This window comes from Marinactinospora rubrisoli, assembly GCF_042664915.1.
GTDB classification, from domain to species: domain Bacteria; phylum Actinomycetota; class Actinomycetes; order Streptosporangiales; family Streptosporangiaceae; genus Marinitenerispora; species Marinitenerispora rubrisoli.
On the sequence record NZ_JBHTBH010000008.1, the window covers coordinates 1 to 17,235 of the forward strand.

General features: G+C 72.8%; 14 protein-coding genes. 6 read left to right on the top strand and 8 right to left on the bottom strand.

Annotated features, from left to right (window positions below; all coding sequences use genetic code 11):
* Positions 1-426: 426 nt before the first annotated feature.
* Entirely contained in the window at positions 427-1,215 is a 789-nt protein-coding gene (locus ACFQRF_RS17065; protein ID WP_379872099.1) for an SDR family oxidoreductase, read from the bottom strand.
* A 109-nt stretch (positions 1,216-1,324) separates the two neighbouring features.
* On the opposite strand from ACFQRF_RS17065, the gene ACFQRF_RS17070 reads away from it, so the two are divergent.
* Positions 1,325-1,951, top strand: a complete 627-nt coding sequence (locus tag ACFQRF_RS17070) for a TetR/AcrR family transcriptional regulator (protein WP_379872100.1) — start codon at positions 1,325-1,327, stop codon at positions 1,949-1,951.
* A gap of 18 nt (positions 1,952-1,969) precedes the next feature.
* Here ACFQRF_RS17070 and ACFQRF_RS17075 read toward each other — a convergent pair whose 3' ends face one another.
* Positions 1,970-3,580, bottom strand: a complete 1,611-nt coding sequence (locus ACFQRF_RS17075) for a PucR family transcriptional regulator (RefSeq protein WP_379872101.1) — start codon at positions 3,578-3,580, stop codon at positions 1,970-1,972.
* Positions 3,581-3,818: 238 nt separating this feature from the next.
* On the opposite strand from ACFQRF_RS17075, the gene ACFQRF_RS17080 reads away from it, so the two are divergent.
* Positions 3,819-5,117, top strand: coding sequence for an aspartate aminotransferase family protein (locus ACFQRF_RS17080; protein ID WP_379872102.1), 1,299 nt, complete (start codon positions 3,819-3,821; stop codon positions 5,115-5,117).
* Positions 5,118-5,329: 212 nt separating this feature from the next.
* On the opposite strand, the gene ACFQRF_RS17085 is transcribed toward ACFQRF_RS17080, so the two are convergent.
* A complete protein-coding gene (locus ACFQRF_RS17085; RefSeq protein WP_379872382.1) occupies positions 5,330-5,578 on the bottom strand; it encodes a hypothetical protein in 249 nt (82 codons plus the stop codon).
* Between the two features lie 711 nt (positions 5,579-6,289).
* Here ACFQRF_RS17085 and ACFQRF_RS17090 point away from each other — a divergent pair.
* A complete protein-coding gene (locus ACFQRF_RS17090) occupies positions 6,290-7,750 on the top strand; it encodes a PucR family transcriptional regulator (RefSeq protein WP_379872103.1) in 1,461 nt (486 codons plus the stop codon).
* Positions 7,751-7,893: 143 nt separating this feature from the next.
* Here the strand turns inward: ACFQRF_RS17090 and ACFQRF_RS17095 are convergent, their stop codons facing one another.
* Both ACFQRF_RS17095 and ACFQRF_RS17100 read right to left on the bottom strand, forming a co-directional pair.
* On the bottom strand, positions 7,894-8,730 hold the full coding sequence (locus tag ACFQRF_RS17095) for an SDR family NAD(P)-dependent oxidoreductase (protein WP_379872104.1): 837 nt from the start codon (positions 8,728-8,730) through the stop codon (positions 7,894-7,896).
* Positions 8,727-9,620 carry a helix-turn-helix transcriptional regulator gene (locus ACFQRF_RS17100; protein ID WP_379872105.1) on the bottom strand — a complete coding sequence of 298 codons (894 nt, stop codon included), beginning with the start codon at positions 9,618-9,620 and terminating at the stop codon, positions 8,727-8,729. The genes ACFQRF_RS17095 and ACFQRF_RS17100 overlap by 4 nt, the downstream gene beginning before the upstream one ends.
* A 213-nt stretch (positions 9,621-9,833) precedes the next feature.
* On the opposite strand from ACFQRF_RS17100, the gene ACFQRF_RS17105 reads away from it, so the two are divergent.
* On the top strand, positions 9,834-10,676 hold the full coding sequence (locus tag ACFQRF_RS17105) for an oxidoreductase (protein ID WP_379872106.1): 843 nt from the start codon (positions 9,834-9,836) through the stop codon (positions 10,674-10,676).
* 266 nt (positions 10,677-10,942) lie between these two features.
* On the opposite strand, the gene ACFQRF_RS17110 is transcribed toward ACFQRF_RS17105, so the two are convergent.
* Positions 10,943-12,796 carry an ABC transporter ATP-binding protein gene (locus ACFQRF_RS17110; RefSeq protein WP_379872107.1) on the bottom strand — a complete coding sequence of 618 codons (1,854 nt, stop codon included), beginning with the start codon at positions 12,794-12,796 and terminating at the stop codon, positions 10,943-10,945.
* A 290-nt stretch (positions 12,797-13,086) separates the two neighbouring features.
* Positions 13,087-14,844 carry an ABC transporter transmembrane domain-containing protein gene (locus tag ACFQRF_RS17115; RefSeq protein ID WP_379872108.1) on the bottom strand — a complete coding sequence of 586 codons (1,758 nt, stop codon included), beginning with the start codon at positions 14,842-14,844 and terminating at the stop codon, positions 13,087-13,089.
* 622 nt (positions 14,845-15,466) lie between these two features.
* Between ACFQRF_RS17115 and ACFQRF_RS17120 the strand changes: the two genes are divergently transcribed.
* Both ACFQRF_RS17120 and ACFQRF_RS17125 read left to right on the top strand, forming a co-directional pair.
* Positions 15,467-16,129 (top strand): hypothetical protein, encoded by a 663-nt coding sequence (locus ACFQRF_RS17120; protein WP_379872109.1) that lies wholly within the window; start codon positions 15,467-15,469, stop codon positions 16,127-16,129.
* 107 nt (positions 16,130-16,236) lie between these two features.
* Positions 16,237-16,608, top strand: coding sequence for a hypothetical protein (locus ACFQRF_RS17125; protein ID WP_379872110.1), 372 nt, complete (start codon positions 16,237-16,239; stop codon positions 16,606-16,608).
* Positions 16,609-16,818: 210 nt separating this feature from the next.
* Here the strand turns inward: ACFQRF_RS17125 and ACFQRF_RS17130 are convergent, their stop codons facing one another.
* A complete protein-coding gene (locus tag ACFQRF_RS17130) occupies positions 16,819-17,121 on the bottom strand; it encodes a VOC family protein (protein ID WP_379872111.1) in 303 nt (100 codons plus the stop codon).
* Positions 17,122-17,235: the final 114 nt, after the last annotated feature.

Below are 17,235 nucleotides of genomic sequence, written 5' to 3' on the forward strand. Positions count from 1 at the left end.
CTCCGGACACTCGGCGGCTCACCCTTGGTGCTTATGGTCGGGTTCGCCGTCTCGCTTTCCTTCGCCGCCGGCATCGGGGGCTCCGCCCGGGGACGCCGACGACTCCGGACACTCGGCGGCTCACCCTTGGTGCTTATGGTCGGGTTCGCCGTCTCGCTTTCCTTCGCCGCCGGCATCGGGGGCTCCGCCCGGGGACGCCGACGACTCCGGACACTCGGCGGCTCACCCTCCGTGGACGTGGAACGGCGGCCGTGCCCCTCGGGGGCGAGGCGCGGCCGCCGTCACGGGGTAGGACGCCAAGTGGCCGGTGGGGGTTTACCGGTCCGCCGCGGCTTTTCACGGGTGCGGTGGCCCATTACGTGTGACCCGGTGGCCGGGCAGGGCCGTCCCGTCGGTCCGCCCGGATCGATCACCGGGACCGCCCGATCACACGGTCTTGACGGCGCCGCCGTCGATCACGTGATCGGCGCCGGTGACGCTCGCCGCGAGCGGTGACACCAGGTGGACGACCAGCGCGGCGACCTCCTCCGGCTCGACCATGCGCCCGGTCGTCATCCCGATGGCGGCGGGCAGCTCGGTGAGCAGCTGGCCGAGTTCGGTCCCCATCGCCGTGGCGAGCGCGGCGCCGTATCTGTCCTGCCCCTCCCACAGCGAGGTGCGGACCATGCCGGGGGAGACGGTGTTGACCCGCAGCCCCTGCGGACCGAACTCCTCGGCCAGGGCCTTGCCGAGGGCGGTGAGCGCCGCCTTGGCGGTGGTGTAGGGGACGGGGCCGGAGTGCGGCATGCGGGCCCCGTTGGACGAGATGTTGACGATGGCGCCCCGGCGGCGGAGCAGGGCGGGAACGGCGGCGCGGGTGGTGCGCACCGCGCTGAGGAAGTTCAGGTCGAAGTGGCCTCGCCACTGGTCATCGTCGAATGAGAGGAAGCCGCCGACCTGGTCGGCGCCGGTGTCACCGCCGCCCACGTTGTTCACCAGGACGTCGAGATCCCCCAGCTCGCCGAGCGCGGTCTCCACCAGCCGCCCGGGGCCGTCCGCGGTCGAGAGGTCGACCGATACGGCGATCGCTCCGGTGTCGCGCAGTTCCGGCGTGACCGTGCGCGCGCCGGCCACCACCCGCACGCCCTCGTCGATCAGGTTCCGGACGACCGCGAGGCCGATTCCACGACTCGCACCGGTCACCACGGCGGTCTTCCCGGCCAGTTTCAGGTCCATCGGACTCTCCCGTCCTCGTTGCATCATCTGTGATGCCAGAACGGTAGTACTTGCAACATGAATGTTGCAAGTGATGGTGAAATGGCATCGTCGGTGTAGTATTTCGTCGATGCGACGAGACATGGCAGGTGACGAGCAGCGGAACAAGACCGACCGGGGCTCGGCGGGGCGGGCCCTGCGCTCGGACGCCGAGCGGACGGTGCGGCGGATTCTGGAGGCCGCGGAACGCGTGCTGCGGGACGATCCGGCGGCGCCCGTCGAGCGGATCGCCGAGGCCGCCGGTGTCGCGCGCACCACGATCCACCGGCGGTTCGCCTCCCGCGAGGCGCTCATTGACGAGATGACCCTCTGGGCCGTCCGGCAGTTCGGCGCCGCCGTCCTGGCCGACCGGCCCGACACGCTGCCGCCGCTGGTCGCGCTCCACCAGGTGACGGCGGACGTGCTGCGGATCAAGATCGGCTGGGGGTACGCCATGAGCCGGGGCGGCGCGGCGGATTCCGAGGTGGCGCGGATCCACGCCGACGTACGCGCCGAGTGCGACCGGCTGTTCCGCCGGGCTCGTGACGCCGGCGTGGTGCGGGCCGACGTCGAGATCGACTGGGCCCGCCGCGTGTACTACGCCCTGATCCACGAGGCCACCCAGCATCCTCCCGCCGACGGCGACACCGACGCACTGGCCAGCCAGGTCGTGAACACCCTGCTGCACGGCATCGGGTCCGCGGACCGGGCGGGATGAGCCCGGCCGGGCGGCGGCTCAGTGGTGCAACCGCTCGCGGACCGAATCCAGGGACAGCAGCGCGACGTGCAAGGACAGGCAGGTCTCCACGGAGTCCAGGTCCACGTTCAGCACGCGTGAGGTCCGGCGCAGCCGCTCATAGAACGCCGGCCGGGACAGGTGGGCCCGGCTGGCTGCGAGCGCCTTGTTGCGCCCGGCGGACAGGTAGCAGCGCAGCATCTCGGTGAGGTCGCTGCCGTGGCGGGCGTCGTAGGCGAGCAGCGGGCCCAGTTCGCGTTCGACGTAGGTCTGCACCCGCTCGTCATCGCGCAGTAGGTGCAGCAGCCCGCGCAGGTGCAGGTCCGGCAGCCGGTAGTACGGCCGGTCGTCGGTCTGCCGCAGGGCGACGTCACCGACCTGCCGGGCCTCCAGGAACGACCGGCGCACGTCGCGGATGCCGTCGGCGCGCGAACCCACGGCGAGCACCGAGCCGTCGCCGACCCGGTCCCGGATCCGCTCGGCGAGCCGGGCGAGGCAGGAGTCCATCGGCTCGTGATCGGGCAGCGCGAGCAGGATGCCCACCCGCTGGTCGTCCAGGGAGCCGACGAGCGCCGGAAGCCGCAACTCGCGGCAGGCGCGAGCGGCGCCCTCGGCGGAGTCGGCCAGCCGGGCCTGCGCGGCGATGCCGGTGCCGTTCTCCCGGAGCCGCAGCACGATGCCGAGCAGGTTGCGCCCGCTCAGCGGGACCCCGACCGCGCGCGCCCGGACCAGGGCCTCCTCCGGGTCGGAGTAGGCGCGGTCGACGATGCCGGCGATGATGGTGCGGTGCGTCTGGCGCTCCAGGCCCTCCTCGTGCCGCTCCACCAGCCGGCCGAGGGCGAGCGTGCTGGCCGCGCGCTCCACGAGCATGGTCTGGCGCGGGGTGGGGGAGCCGCCGCAGACCAGGATGAGCCGCCCCCAGTCCTGCCCGCGCGCGCCGACCATGGTCACCAGCCAGCCGGTGGCCGGGTCGTGCGCGGTGCGGGCCGTGGCGGACACCCGGCGGGACCGGCTCTCCCAGGAGGTGAGCAGCGGGCCGGGGTCCTCGCCGCCCGGCTCGCAGGCGAGTACCTGGTGGGTGAGGTTCTCCAGCACGACCGGGCAGCCGGACAGCCGCTGGACCTCGCGCAGTACCTGCCCCGGTTGCGCGCCCTCGACCGACAGCCGGGTGAAGACCTCGTGCAGGCGTTCGGACTCGCGCAGCTCCGCCAGTTGCTCGTTGACGACGCGGATGTGCACCGCCTCGGTGATCTCCACGAACCTGGCCCCGCGGCCCAGCGAGATGACGGGCATCCGGACCTCGCGGGCGGCGTCGAGCAGCGCCGCGGGGAGTTCGCTCTGGTACTTGCGGCCCAGCTCCACCGCGATCCCCGCGACCCCCACCTCCGCCAGTTCGGTCACATAGCGGCGCAGGGCGTCCGGGTCGTCCGGCATGGCGATGCCGGTGGCCAGCACGAGTTCGCCGCCGTGCAGCAGGTGGGCGAGATCGGTGACCTCGGCGATGTGCACCCAGCGCACGGCGATGTCGAGCAGGTCGGCACCGACGACGACGCGCGCCCGGGCTCGGCGCAGGGCCGGGAGCCGGAGCACGTCGGCGAGGGAGGGCAGCACGTGATCAAGTCTAACCAGCGCTGTGTCAGCGTACGGGGGAGCCGATTTACAGCCTGGAATCGGACGGGCCGGGCGCGCGGTAGCGGATCGCACTGCGGGCGTGGTCCATCACGGAGTGTGACGTAATGTGGGGAACGGTGACGCATGACCGATTCGTCATGACATGTTGTTAAATCCATGGATGGGAAACGCCGGGCCGGCGCTGGCGGAGCACGGCGCGCGCGGTGAGACTGAGACCATGTCGGATCTGCTCGCTCGCCATCGCGCGGTCATGCCCTCGTGGCTGGCCCTCTACTACGACGCACCCATCGAGATCACCGCAGGCAAGGGCAACCGGGTCACCGACTCCGAAGGCCGGACCTACCTCGACTTCTTCGCCGGCATCGTCACCAACATGCTCGGCTACGACGTCCCCGAGGTGCGGGAGGCCGTGGAACGGCAGATCGCCCGGGGCGTGGTGCACACCTCCACCCTCTACCTGCTGCGCGGCCAGGTGGAACTGGCCGAGAAGATCGCGCGGCTGTCCGGAATCCCCGACGCCAAGGTCTTCTTCACCAACTCCGGAACGGAGGCCAACGAGACGGCCCTGCTCCTGGCCACCTGCGCTCGTGGCAGTGACCAGGTGCTGGCCATGCGCAACAGCTACCACGGCCGCTCCTACGGAACGATCGCCGTCACCGGCAACCGGGGGTGGAAGAACTCCGCGCTGTCGCCGCTGAACGTGCACTACCTGCACGGCACCGACCGTGACCTGCCCGCGTTCCGCGGGATGTCCGACGCCGACTACATCGCCGCCTGCGTCGCCGACCTGCGCGACGTGCTCGCCACCGCGACCGCGCCGGACGTGGCGTGCCTGATCGCGGAGCCGATCCAGGGCGTGGGCGGCTTCGCCATGCCGCCCGACGGGCTCTTCGCCGCCTACAAGGAGGTCCTGGACGAGCACGGCATCCTGTTCGTCTCCGATGAAGTGCAGACCGGATGGGGACGCACCGGTAGCGGCTTCTGGGGTATCGGCAACCATGGCGTCACCCCTGACGCGCTCACGTTCGCCAAGGGCCTGGGCAACGGGTTCGCGATCGGCGGGGTCGTGGCGCGCGGCGACCTCATGGACGGGCTGACCGCCAACGGCGTGTCCACCTTCGGCGGCAACCCCGTCTCGACGGCTGCCGCCAACGCCACGCTGGACTACGTGCTCGACCACGACCTTCAGGCCAACGCGGCCCGGCTCGGTCCGGTGGTCCTGGACGGACTGCGCCCGCTGGCCGGCTCGCTTGCCACGGTGGGGGCGGTTCGCGGCCGTGGCCTGATGTTCGCGGTGGACATGATCGACCCGGGCACCGGCGCGCCCAGCCCGGAACTCGCCGGCGCGGTGCTGGAGGAGACCCGGCGGCGCGGCCTCCTGGTCGGCAAGGGCGGGCTGCGCGGAAACGTGCTGCGCATGGCACCGCCGCTGACACTGACCGAGGAGGAGGCGCGGGAAGGGCGCGACATCCTGATCGAGGCACTGAGGACGGTGAACGCCGACGCGGTCGGCTGAGCACACGGCACCGCCCGACCGTGGCGGACCGCGGCGGAAGCGCCCGGGTTACCCCCCGGATCCGGGATGCTTCCGCCACGCGGTGCCCGTCCGGGACGCGGAGGTGGCCTGGCGCGCCCTAGAGGGATATGCTCACCCGGGACGGTGCCCGTCGGCGCTGTGAACACCGCACGTCAGCGACCGTCCGTCGTCGGCCCTCGGCCGGTCGCGGGTCAGTGTGCCGCCAGGGCGTGTGCGCGTACGCTACGGGCGTTGTGCGCCACCACGATTCCGGCGCACTCGTCGCACCCGAACACTTCCGAGCCGTCGGGCAGTTCGCCCAGCGGCTGGCGCGGGCGGGGCCACTTGGCGTGGCAGATGGCGCAGGCGTCGCCCATCAGTTGCGCCGGGGTGAGTGCCCCGGGGTCGAACACGTAGATGCTGCCGCTTGAGTCCGCATTTGCTGTGCTTCGCTCGCACATCATGCTCAGACCGCTCAACGTCCTTGCTCCCCCCGTGGTTTAGGACAGTCTGGCGGGCCAATAGTTACCGGCTCTTTATTGAACCAGAAACCCTCGGGCACCGGAATAGTCCAGGCCGATTTTTGTCACTCAGAGCGTTGCCATACTAACTCTAAGTAGCTGCAAGTCGAACATGTCGGCGCACGGGTTCCCGGATCGGGTGACATATGGGTCGGAAGTCGGCGGAACTCCCGGGCGGTGGTCGCCGCCTCGGCTCGGCGCCATCGCCTACGGTGCGGCGGGTCGGGGATTCGCGTGCCCGAAACCCGGGCCGTTCCCGTCCGGCGCGTCGAGTGCCGTGTCCGAGCCGTAATCCCGGCCGCGAAACAGGGCGAATCCGGCACTCACGGCGTGTCGGGCGCGTTACCATCGACGTCTCGTGCGCGGCGGGCGCCGGCGCGCGGCCCGAGCGTGCCGCGGAGCCGGGGCGGCCGCGTTCGCGTGACCGGCCGGCCCTCCCCGGTTGCAACCCTGGTTGCGGCGCTGAATCGTTGCCCCGCGGCATTGCGGAAGTTATCTCCATGGTGGATAAGATCACGGTAGGCAGTTGGCCAATCTGGTTGGCGAGTCGCGTGTGGCAATGGTGCCCACCGGCCGGCGCTCACGCGTGGCGCCCGCCCGTGCCCGCCGTCCTGTGACCATCCCCTACGTCCGCTGACCGAGGAGCCCGCTGTGCCGCCCACTCTCGGCGCCGTCCTTCGCATTCCCCGACTCCGGCTGCGGCTGCTCACCGAAGGCGCCCGGCTCGACCGGCCCGTGCGGTGGGTCGCCGTCAGCGAGCTGACCGACCCCACGCCCTACCTGGAGGGCGGCGAGCTCCTGCTGACCACCGGCATCCGCTGGGCGGAGCAACCGGGCACGGCGCGCGACTACGTCCGCCGCCTCCTCGAACGCGACGTCACCGGACTCGGGTTCGGGATCGGGGTGGCCCACGAGACGGTGCCCGCCGACCTGCTGGAGGCCGCGACCGAGCTCGGGCTGCCGCTCGTCGAGGTGCCCACGCCCACTCCGTTCGTGGCCGTTGGCAAGGAGGTCTCGCGGCTGCTGGCCAGGGAGGAGTACGAAGGGCTGACCCGTGCCTTCGTGGCGCAGCGGCAGCTCACCCAGGCGGCGCTGCGCGGCGCGGACGCCGTCGTGGACCGGCTCGGCGCCGAACTGGGCGGGTGGGTGCTGCTCTTCGGCCCGGGCGGAGCGCTGCGGCACGCCTTCCCCGCCGACGCCGCCCAGCACGCCACGGCACTCGACGCCGAAGTACGGCGGCTGCGCGGCTCACCGCACCGCGCCAGCGTGTCGGTGTCCAACGGCGGCGACAACGTCGCCATCCAGCCGCTCGGTGTGGGCGGCCGGCTGCGCGGCTTCCTCGCGGTCGGCTCCCCGCACCTGCTCGGCGCCGACGAGCGGACCCTGGTGAGCGCCGCCATCTCGCTGCTGTCCCTGGAGATGGAACGCAGCTCACCCGGCAGCGGAGCCGAACTCCGGGTGGGGCTGCTCAGCGCCCTGCTCGGCGGCGCCGTGGACGTCGGGGGCGCGGCGGCCGCGGGACTGCGGGCCGCCCTGCCCGCCGAGCCGGTCGCCGTGGCGGTGGCGGCGGCCGATCCCGAGACCAGTGTCGCGGCGGACCCGCAACTGGAGGGCCAGCTGGCCGCCGAGCTGGACGGCCGGGTGGTGCTGCTCGGCAGCGTGGCGGACGACCCCGGGGAGCTGCTGGCCCGCGTCACCGGAGGCCCGGTCGGAGTCGGCGAACCCACCGGCTACACCGACCTGTCCACCAGCCGTACCCAGGCGGAACGGGCCCTGGAGTCGGCCCAGCGCGGTGCGGCCCGCCTCGTCCGGCACGCCGACCTGCCGGGCGGCTTCCTCGGCCTGGTCGACACTCCGTCCGGGACCCGGCTGGCCGACGATCTCCTCGCCCCACTGCGCGACCAGCGCGCGGCGAGCGACCTGATCGCCTCCTTGCGCGCCTTCCTCGCCACCGCGGGCCGCTGGGACGCGGCGGCGGAGTCCCTGGGCATCCACCGGCACACCCTGCGGTACCGGATCACCCGCATCCGGGAGCTGCTCCCGGGGGACCTGGACGACCCGGACTACCGGACGGAGCTGTGGCTGGCCCTGCGGGTACAGGAGAAGGCATAGCGCGACGCACGGGCGCCGGCACGACCGGCCGGCCGTTTTTCGCCCCCCCCGCGTGCGGGGCTTCACCCCCACCACACCTCGTCCCTGGTCATCCGCACAGGTACGGGGGGGTGAGGAAGCGCGGAAGCCGCGAGGCCGGCCTGTCAGCGCTCGGCGGGGGCGGTCGACGGCGAGCCGGTGCGCGGCCGGGCCTTGAGGGCATGGCGGGCGGCCTTGTACGTCTCGGCTAGGAAACGGTGCTTCACATACGCCCACCGGGTGGCCAGGTCGCCGCCGACCACCTGGGCGCGCCCGGCCAGGAGTGCCTCCAGCCCCTGGCGGGCCACCTGGACGCGGCTGTTCTTCTTCGCACCGGGTCCGAAGGCGGTGTTGTCCATGCCCGCACGGGAGTGGAAGTCGGTGTCGGTGGCGCCGGGCAGCAGGGTCGTCACGCTCACCCCGTGCTCCTTGAGCTCCTCGCGCAGCCCCAGAGCGAACATGCGGGTGAAGGCTCGTGAGGGCCCGTAGACCGTCTCATACGGGGTCGGCAGCGTGGCCGAAAGAGACGAGGTGATCAGGATCCTCCCCCTACGGTGGGCGGCCATGTGCCGGGCCACGTGCTTGGCCAGGTGGACCACGGAGGTGACGTTGAGGTCGACCAGGGCGAGCTCGTCGTCCAGGTCGGTGTCCAGGAAGGCCCCGCCGATGCTGCGCCCGGCGTTGAGCACGGCCACCTCCAGCGGCCGCCCAGTGGCCTGGACCGCCTCCCAGACCGCGTCCACGCCCTCGCGCTCGGCGAGGTCGGCGCGCACGGGGTAGACCCGGGCACCGTGTTCTTCGAAGTCGGCCGCGGCCCGGTCGACGCCGTCGCTGCGGCCGGTGGCCACCAGGTCGTGGCCCTGTTGCGCGAGTTGCAGGGCCAGCTGGTAGCCGATTCCGGCCGAGGCGCCGGTCACCAGCGCCAACGGACGCTCGGACGGACCGGTGGGTGTGGTGCTCATGGCGTACTCCTGGGTGTGCGCGGTTCAACGGACTCCGGGCGGGGCGCGGGCTGCTCGGCGGACCAACTGGCCAGCAGCCGCCACGCCTCCTGGGAGGCCTGGTCCTGGGCGGGCAGGTAGACGAACAGGGTCTGGTCCTCCTCACCCGGCAGGGTCAGGGCCTGGTAGTCGATGGTCAGCGGGCCCACGAGCGGATGGCGCAGGCGTTTGTGGCCGAAGGTGCGCGCCAGCACCTTGTGGTCGGCCCACCACCGGCGGAAGTGCTCGCTCTTCATCGCCAGCTCGCCCACGAGTTCGGCGGTGCGCGTGTCCTCGGGGTGGCGGCCCGCGTCCAGGCGCAGGATCGCGGTCATCTCCGAGGCGATGCGCTCCCAGTCCACGTACAGCTCCCGGGCGGCCTCGTCCAGGATGATCCACCGGGTCAGGTTGCGCTCCCGGTAGGGCATGGAGTCGAAGTCGGCCAGCAGAGCCCGGCACAGGCGGTTGGTGGCCAACACGTCCCCGCGCCGGCCCAGTACGAAGGCGGCCTGGTCGGTGAAGGAGTCCAGCATCCGGCGCACCCCCGCACGCACCCGCTGTACCTGTCCCGCTTCGCGCCGGTCGCGGGCGCTCCTGGGGCGGGCCAGGTGGAACAGGTGGGAGCGCTCGGTCTCGGACAGGCGCAGAGCGTCGGCGATCGCCTCCAGCACGCTGTCGGAGGGGCTGATCCGGCGTCCCTGCTCCAGGCGGGTGTAGTAGTCGGTGCTCACCCCGGCCAACTGCGCCACCTCTTCACGGCGCAGCCCCGGCACCCGCCGAAAGGCCCCGCGTTCGGGCAGGCCCACCGACTCCGGACTGATCCGGGCCCGGCTGTGCCGTAGGAACTCGCCCAGCTCCACGTTGTGGCTCATGGCGACCATGATGCCCCGCAGAGCGGTGCCCGATTCGTCCCCAAAGGGGGTTGGTGCGTCCTATGCACCCGGTGCCCGGGAAATGCCGCCCCCTCAACCGGGACCCGCTGCGGGGCCCGACGGTGGTGAGCTGGGAACACAGCGGCTCGGGCCGACCGCCCACGAGGACGGCGGCCCGCCGTGACCAACGCACCACGTGGAAGGACATCTGCTGTGAAGACCTGGTTCATCACCGGCTGCTCGACCGGGTTCGGCCGCCGGCTCGCCGCTGCCGTACTCGCCCGGGGCGACCGGGCGGTGGTCACCGCCCGCGACACCGACCAGATCCGCGACCTGGTCGCCGACTCCGGCGCACGTGCCCTGGCCTTGGAGCTGGACGTGACCCGTCCCGACCAGGTCCGCGCCGCCGTCACCGCGGCCTCCGATCGCTTCGGCGGCATCGACGTGCTGGTCAACAACGCCGGGATCGGCTACTTCGCCGCGGTGGAGGAGAGCACCGACGCCGAGATCCGCCGCATGTTCGAGATCAACGTCTTCGGCCTGTCGGAGATGACCCGCGCGGTCCTGCCCGGCATGCGCGAGCGCCGTAGCGGCACCATCGTCAACTTCTCCTCCATCGGAGGGCTGCGCTCCTTCCCCGCGGTGGGCTACTACAACGCCACCAAGTTCGCCGTCGAAGGCCTGTCCGAGGCCCTCTGGCAGGAGGTGGAGCCGCTGGGCATCAGGGTGATGCTGGTCGAGCCGGGCCCCTTCCGCACCGACTGGGCCGGACGCTCGGCCAACGAGACCCTGCCTGGGCACGAGATCGCCGACTACGCCGACACCGCCGGTGCCGCACGCGCGAACTTCCGGGCCAACACCGGCAGCGAGCCCGGCGACCCCGCCCGTGCGGCCCAGGCCATCATCACCGCGGTCGAAGCGCAACGGCCCCCGCACCGGTTGCTGCTGGGCGGCCCCGCCTACGACATGGCCCTGGAGAAGCTCGACCAACTGCGCACCGAGTTCACCGCGTGGGAGGACCTGTCACGCAGCGCCGACTTCCCCACGACCGGCTGAGACCGTCCCCGCGTCGGTACCGGCCCGAGGCATCATCAACCCCTGGCCCGCCACTGATGCGGCCGGCCCCGCCCGCACGCTTTCGCGAGTGGCGGTACGGGGCGTGACCGCATCGGACACGGATTCACTCCTCCTCGTCGCCGTCGCGGAGTTCGCGGCGCCCGCCGGGCATATCGGGGAGCAGGAACGAGTAGTGGCCGTGCACGTTGATGTGGGTGCGGGCGAACAACAGCCTTCGGCCGCCGATCGCCGGCTATCCGCACCCCCTACTCCCCATGCCATGTGCGCCACAGCGCCGCGTACGTCCCCCCGGCCGCGCGTAGCTCGTCATGTGTCCCCAGCTCCGTGATGCGTCCGTCCTCGACCACCGCGATGCGGTCGGCGTCGTAGGCGGTCTGCAGCCGGTGCGCGATCGCGATGACCGTGCGGCCGGCCAGCACCGCCGAGAGCGACCGCTCCAGGTCCCGCGCGGCGCGCGGATCCAGGAGGGAGGTCGCCTCGTCCAGGATGAGGACGCGTGGGTCGGCCAGCACGAGTCGGGCCAGGGCCAGTTGCTGCGCGCGGGCCGGGTCGAGGGCCAGGCCGCCGGAGCCGACCCGGGTGTCCAGGCCGTCGGGGAGCTCCCGGAGCCAGGCGTCCGCGCCGACGGCGGTGAGGGCGGCCAGGATCTCCTCCGGCGTGGCGGCGCCGTCGCGCACCATCGCGACGTTCTCGGCCAGCGTGCCCTTGAAGACGTGCCCCTCCTGGGTGACCAGGGCGACCCGGCCGCGCTGTTCCTCCGGGGACAGGCCCGCGAGCGGCCGGCCGCCGACCAGAACGTCGCCCGTGCGCGGCCGGTGGATCCCGGCGATGAGACGGCCGAGCGTGGACTTGCCCGCACCGCTCGGGCCGACCATGGCGAGGCGCTCGCCGCTCCGCAGGTCGAGGTCGACATCGCGTACGACGTCCTCGCCGGCGCGGTAGCCGAAGCTCACGCCGCGCAGCAGCACGCTTCCGTCGGTCGGTGCCGCCGCGGTTCGCTCACCCGCTGTCGCCGGAGCCGCCGCCCGGGCGGGCGCGGTCCCGTCGCGCTCCGCCGGGGGATCCGTCGGCTCGGGCTGCGGACCGCACCCCTCGTCCGGCCGCTCGGCACGGCGCACGCCGAGCAGCCGGCGCAGGGCCGCGTAGCTGTTCATGGTGGGGTCGACCTGTTCGAACAACTGCTGCACCGGCCCGACCAGCTGCTGCACGTACAGTGTCGCCGCGGTCACCTCGCCCAGCGACGCCTGCCCGTTCGACAGCAGCCAGCCGCCGGTGAGCAGGGTCGCCGCGATGGGCAGGATGTGACTGATCTCCACGGTCGGGAACCAGATGGTGCGCAGCCACAGCAGGTACCGCTCGGCGGCGTAGTTGCGGGCGATGTCGGAGTCGGTCAGCCGGTCGCGCTGGTGCTCCCGGCGCAGCGCCTCCACGGTGTGCGCGCCCTCCACGGTGTCGCTGAGCCCCTGGAGCAGGTTGCTGTAGGCGTTGAGTTCGGCGACGTAGCCCTGTGGGGCGCGGCGCAGGTACCAGCGCGTGCCCAGCCACAGTGGCGGCAGGGCGGTGAGCGCCGGCAGCACCAGGACCGGGTCGACCAGCGTGATGCCCGCGACGGTGAGCAGGCAGGTGACCAGCGAGATCGCGATCTCGGGCAGCCCTTCCCGCGCCGTCTTGGCGAGGTGGTCGATGTCGCGGCCGGTGCGCGCGACGAGGTCACCGGTGCCGGCCCGCTCGACCGTGGCCAGCCGCAGCCGCAGGACCCGCTCCACGAAGTCCTCGCGCAGTTCGGCCAGGATCCGCTCGCCGAGGCGGATCGACGCGGTCACCGACAGGTAGCTCAGGGCGGCGTGCAGCAGCAGGCAGACGGCGATCCCGGCCGTCGCGAGGTCGATCCGGCCGGTGTCGGCGCCGCCGGTGGTGACACCGTCGACGACCTGGCCGAGCAGCCACGGGGCGGCCAGCCCCGCGGCGGAGGCCGCGCCGTGCAGCAGCAGAACCCCCGACGCCGGACGGCGGTGGCGGGCCAGCGTGGCGCGGGCGAACGCCCGCACCTCCCGGCCGTCGGCGACGGGGAGGCCGCGGGTCGGCGTCTCGGTGGTCATCGGAACTCCGGTGGTCGCGAGTGGTCGTGCGGGCCGGTGCGGCCGGCCGGATCCCGCACCGTGCGGGACGTGCGGGACGATCGCCCGCTGCTAGGTGGTGTCCGGTCCGCCCGGTCGGGACCTGTGCCGGGGGTACCGCGCACGGCGGAATGGTCCGGCCATGCCGGGGACCGGCGGTGCCGCGCGGGCCACGGGTATCGCCACGGGCGTGACCGTGGCCCGGGCCGCCCCCGGCGACGGCCGCCCGGCGCGGGGAGCCGCCCCCGGTGGCGCGGGGTCCCGGCCGGCCGTCACGTCCCGGCTCCGCGCCGGACCAGGCGGGCGTATCCGGGATCGCGGTCCAGGAGCTCGCGGTGGGTGCCCTCGGCCGCCGACCGGCCGTCGGCGACGTGGCAGACGCGGTCGGCGCGGTCGAGCAGCAGCGGGCTCGTCGTGACGAGCACGGTGGTGCGCCCGGACCGGTACTTGGCGAGCCGCTCACCGATGGCGGCCTCCGTGTGGGCGTCCACGGCGGAGGTCGGTTCGACCAGGACCAGCACCTCCGGCTCCATGAGCAGCGCACGCGCGAGCCGCAGCCGCTGCTGCTGTCCGCCGGAGAACTCCCGGCCGCGGTCGGCGACCAGGCCATCGAGTCCGCCCGGCAGCGCCGCCACGATGTCGGTGGCGCTGGCCGCGTGCAGCGCCGCCGCCAGTCGCTCCTCGGAGGTGCCGTCCGGGGCGAGTTCGGCGCGCAGCGGCCCCGGGAACAGCCACGCGTCGTTGTCGCTCACCAGGATCCTGCGACGCACCTCCGCCAGGGCCATGTCGCGGAGCGCGACCACGTCGGCGGCGTCCGGCGGGGCGGGATCGGTGGAAGCCCCCGAAACCGCGCCGAAGAGCACGGGGGGATCACTGTCGCGCAGTCGGCCGAGCCGCTCCGCGAGGGCAAGGCCCTCGGCCGGCCGGGCACAGGCGACCGCGGTGAGCACGCCCGGCCGCACCACGACTCCGCTCACGGGGTCGGACAGGCCGCCCCCGGGGGCGGGGCCGGGCACGGGGACGGCGGGGTCGACGATGTCGCGCCGCAGGGCGAGCACCCGTACGATCCGGGTCGCGGCGACGTGTCCGGCGACCGCCGTGCCGAGCACCGCGGTGAGCGCCTGCAGCGGCACGACCAGGTAGGCGGCGTAGCCATAGAAGGTCACCAACTGGCCGGGCGTGATCTCCCCGGCGAGCGCGGCGCGCGCTCCGAACCACACCACGGCGGCGACGAGCAGGCCGGGAAGCAGGATCTCGGCGGAGCGCAGCAGGGCGTCGAACCGCCCGACGCGCACACCGGCCCACCGCGTCTCCTGGGAGGCGGCCCGGTAGCGGCGCGCGAACATCCGCTCGCCGCCGATGCCGCGTAGCACCCGCAGGCCGGCGACGATGTCGCCGGCCTGGTCGGCGAGGTCGGCCAGCCGCTCGCGGTGCGTGGTGGTGCGGCGGTGGAACGGGGCGATCAGCGGTCCCATGGCGACGACGATCGCCGGAACGCCGACCACGACCAGGAGGCCGAGCGTTCCGGAGGAGGCGAGGAGGTAGGCGCTGATCCCGGCCACGGTGACCAGTGATCCGACGAGCATGCCGGTGTACTCGGTGAGTTCGCCGAGTTCCTCCATGTCCGACGATCCGACCGCCACCACCTCGCCGGAGGAGACCCGCCGGCGGAGCGTGATCCCGAGCCGGCCGGCCCGCCGCGCGACGATCTGCATCGTGCGGTAGCCCGCGTGGAACCAGTTGTACACGTCGGCCCGGTGCGCGAGGGCGGCCAGCACCGCCTGCGCGACGCCCGCGGCCAGCAGGATCGCCACCCAGAACAGCAGGGCGCGCGGATCACGCTCGGACAGCCCGGCGTCCAGCGCGCGGCCGATGAGGGCGGGCGGCAGCGCCTGTACGCCCATGAACAGGATGCTCAGGAGGCTGGCGAGGACCAGCGTGCGCCACTGCCGCCGAGCGGTCCACACCACGTAGCGCCACGGCGACCGGTGGTCCGGCGTGCCGGGGTCGGGGGCGGGGATGGCGTACATAGGCAAGTGACCATAGCTCGAATGTGTGTATCAAAGCCAGTCGTTTTCCCAGGTCGCCCGGAAGATGTATCGAGCCGGGGAACGGAGGGACGCCCGAAACCGATCTTCGGGGTGGTGATTTCCGTCATCGCAATTCCCGCGTGTGCGCTTTTGTCACCTTCTTCACGTGAGTGGTGGCGTAAAGGGCACTGTGGGGCGGATGGCGGTTGATTTCCGGATGGGGAAAGGTGGTCTTCGGGGAAACGTCGGCATTGTCGGCACTTCCTGGTGACGGGAGTCGGGCGGCCGGTGGCGAACGCGCCACCGCGCCGTGGGGGTGGCTCTGGAGGTGGACCGACATTCGGCCCGTATTTCCGGGACTTTCGACCTGTTCCCTTCTGGTGGGGGAGCGGTGTGAGTATCGGCCACAGCCGGTCTGTTCTCGGATTCCGGTGGGGTGTTTTTCCGGCGGTGCGACGCGGTCGCGTGGTCGGCCGCTCGCCCTAAATGTGAATTCCGCCAGAAATGCTGCGTCCGGCGCCGATCGCGAATAGGCTTGATAGTTGTCCCGGAGTATCGGCAATTCACGGCGAACCGGTCCGGTACCGGCCCGTCCCGCCGTCCGAACCCGTGAAGGAACGCAGTGCTCGCGATCGACGACCACATGAAGGAGCTACTGGCGATTCCGGGTGCCCGCAGTGTGTCCCTCGTGGACCACACCAGCGACCGAGTCGTGGCGCGTCGCGGTCACGACCCCACGGCGGTGCCGGGCGAGGCCGCGGGCACGGCGGCCGTCATCCGCGCGATCCTGCAGAACGAGCCGTTCGCCCGGCCGGACCGCGAGGCCGACCTGGAGGACGTCGTGATCACCACCGACTCCGGTTACCTGCTCGCCGCGGTCGTCCGCAGGAGCAGGGGGGTGCGCAGCCGGTGCCACATCCAGCTCCGCCTCGACCGGGCGACCGGCAATCTGGCCATGGCGCGGCAGGCGATCCTCCGGCTCGCGCGCCGGCTCGCCGCCGAGCCCACGGCCGACCTTTTGGCGTTCGGGCGTGCGCCCTCGGTGCCGGTGCAGCGTCGGCGCGGGCACGGCCCGGGCACGGGCGGGCCCGCGCCACGCAACGGCGCCGGGCTGCCGGTGCGCCAGCGCGACCCGGACCGCCCCGCGCGCGGCCGGGACGGAGTCCGATGGACGCCACCGGACCGCGCCACGCTGGAACGCGTGCTGGGCGCCCTGCGCACCATGTGCGTCCCGCCGCTGCGTATCGGGATCTCCGTACTGCTGGCGGGGGTCCGCCCCCGATGACGCGAACATCCCGAAGCCGCACCCGCCGGCTGCTCCGGGCATGGTGGCGCCCCTGGCGCGCCTCCCATGACCTCCCCGTACCACCACAGATGAACGGAGGGTTGGCAATGGCCGACATCGACACCGGGCTGAAAGAGATGATGACCATCGACGGCGCGATCGGCGCCTCCCTGGTCGACTACGGCAGCGGGATGGCGCTGGGGTCGCTGGGCACGTCGAAGGACCTCGACCTCATGGTCGCCTCGGCCGGGAACACCGAGGTCGTCCGCGCCAAGATGCGCACGATGGACCAGCTCGGGATCAAGGACACCATCGAGGACATTCTCATCACGCTGTCGAACCAGTACCACCTCATCCGCCCCCTTTCCGGCCGCAAGGGCACCGGCCTCTTCCTGTACCTGGCGCTGGACCGGCACCGGTCCAACCTGGCCCTGGCCCGGCACCGGCTCCGGGCGATCGAGGCGACCCTGGACATCTGACCGCGTCCCCGGGGCGGTGACCGGGGGCAGGGAGAGGGGCCGGTCACCGCCCGGGCCGGTGCGCGCTCCGCGCACCGGCCCCGGACGGGTGATTCCGGCCCGTCCTCACGTGCGGCCGGGGCGGGCACGCGCCAGCGCCACCCGGCACTCGTACTCGTGGCACACCGCCGCCACGTGATCGCCGTCCGGATCACGGAGGGGCGCGGCGAATTAGTGGTCGTGGTGCTCGGGCCACGGCCGTGGCGCGTGCGGCACCTCGGCTCCCACGGCCGCGGCGGCCTCGTGGAACGCCGTGACCGCCGCGCGGTCGGCGGCCGTGACGGCGACGTGCGTTCCGCGTGCCGCGTCGGACGTGCGCGAGGACCTCGGCCAGAGGGTGACTCGGTCGGTCCGGTAGCCGATCGCGGTGCGCGGCCGGAGCAGCCGCCGGCCTCCCAGCGGTGCCAGGACCGCGTCGTAGCAGGCGGCACTGATCTGGACGTCGGTCACTCGCGGCGACAGATGGCCGATCACGCGGGGAGGCTGACGGCCCCGGACGTCGCCGCGCGGCCTCTCTAGCACACCAGCGTCCGGATCGCGGTCGATGGCCGAAGTCGGCCACGGCGCGGGAATCGGCGGCGTTTCCCC

Bases quoted from the DNA above. Each gene is read 5' to 3' on its own strand.
- ACFQRF_RS17110 (WP_379872107.1), bottom strand. From the start codon at position 12,796: ATGACCACCGAGACGCCGACCCGCGGCCTCCCCGTCGCCGACGGCCGG.
- ACFQRF_RS17125 (WP_379872110.1), top strand. From the start codon at position 16,237: ATGGCCGACATCGACACCGGGCTGAAAGAGATGATGACCATCGACGGC.
- ACFQRF_RS17085 (WP_379872382.1), bottom strand. From the start codon at position 5,578: ATGTGCGAGCGAAGCACAGCAAATGCGGACTCAAGCGGCAGCATCTAC.
- ACFQRF_RS17100 (WP_379872105.1), bottom strand. From the start codon at position 9,620: ATGAGCCACAACGTGGAGCTGGGCGAGTTCCTACGGCACAGCCGGGCC.
- ACFQRF_RS17070 (WP_379872100.1), top strand. From the start codon at position 1,325: ATGCGACGAGACATGGCAGGTGACGAGCAGCGGAACAAGACCGACCGG.
- ACFQRF_RS17115 (WP_379872108.1), bottom strand. From the start codon at position 14,844: ATGTACGCCATCCCCGCCCCCGACCCCGGCACGCCGGACCACCGGTCG.
- ACFQRF_RS17080 (WP_379872102.1), top strand. From the start codon at position 3,819: ATGTCGGATCTGCTCGCTCGCCATCGCGCGGTCATGCCCTCGTGGCTG.
- ACFQRF_RS17095 (WP_379872104.1), bottom strand. From the start codon at position 8,730: ATGAGCACCACACCCACCGGTCCGTCCGAGCGTCCGTTGGCGCTGGTG.
- ACFQRF_RS17065 (WP_379872099.1), bottom strand. From the start codon at position 1,215: ATGGACCTGAAACTGGCCGGGAAGACCGCCGTGGTGACCGGTGCGAGT.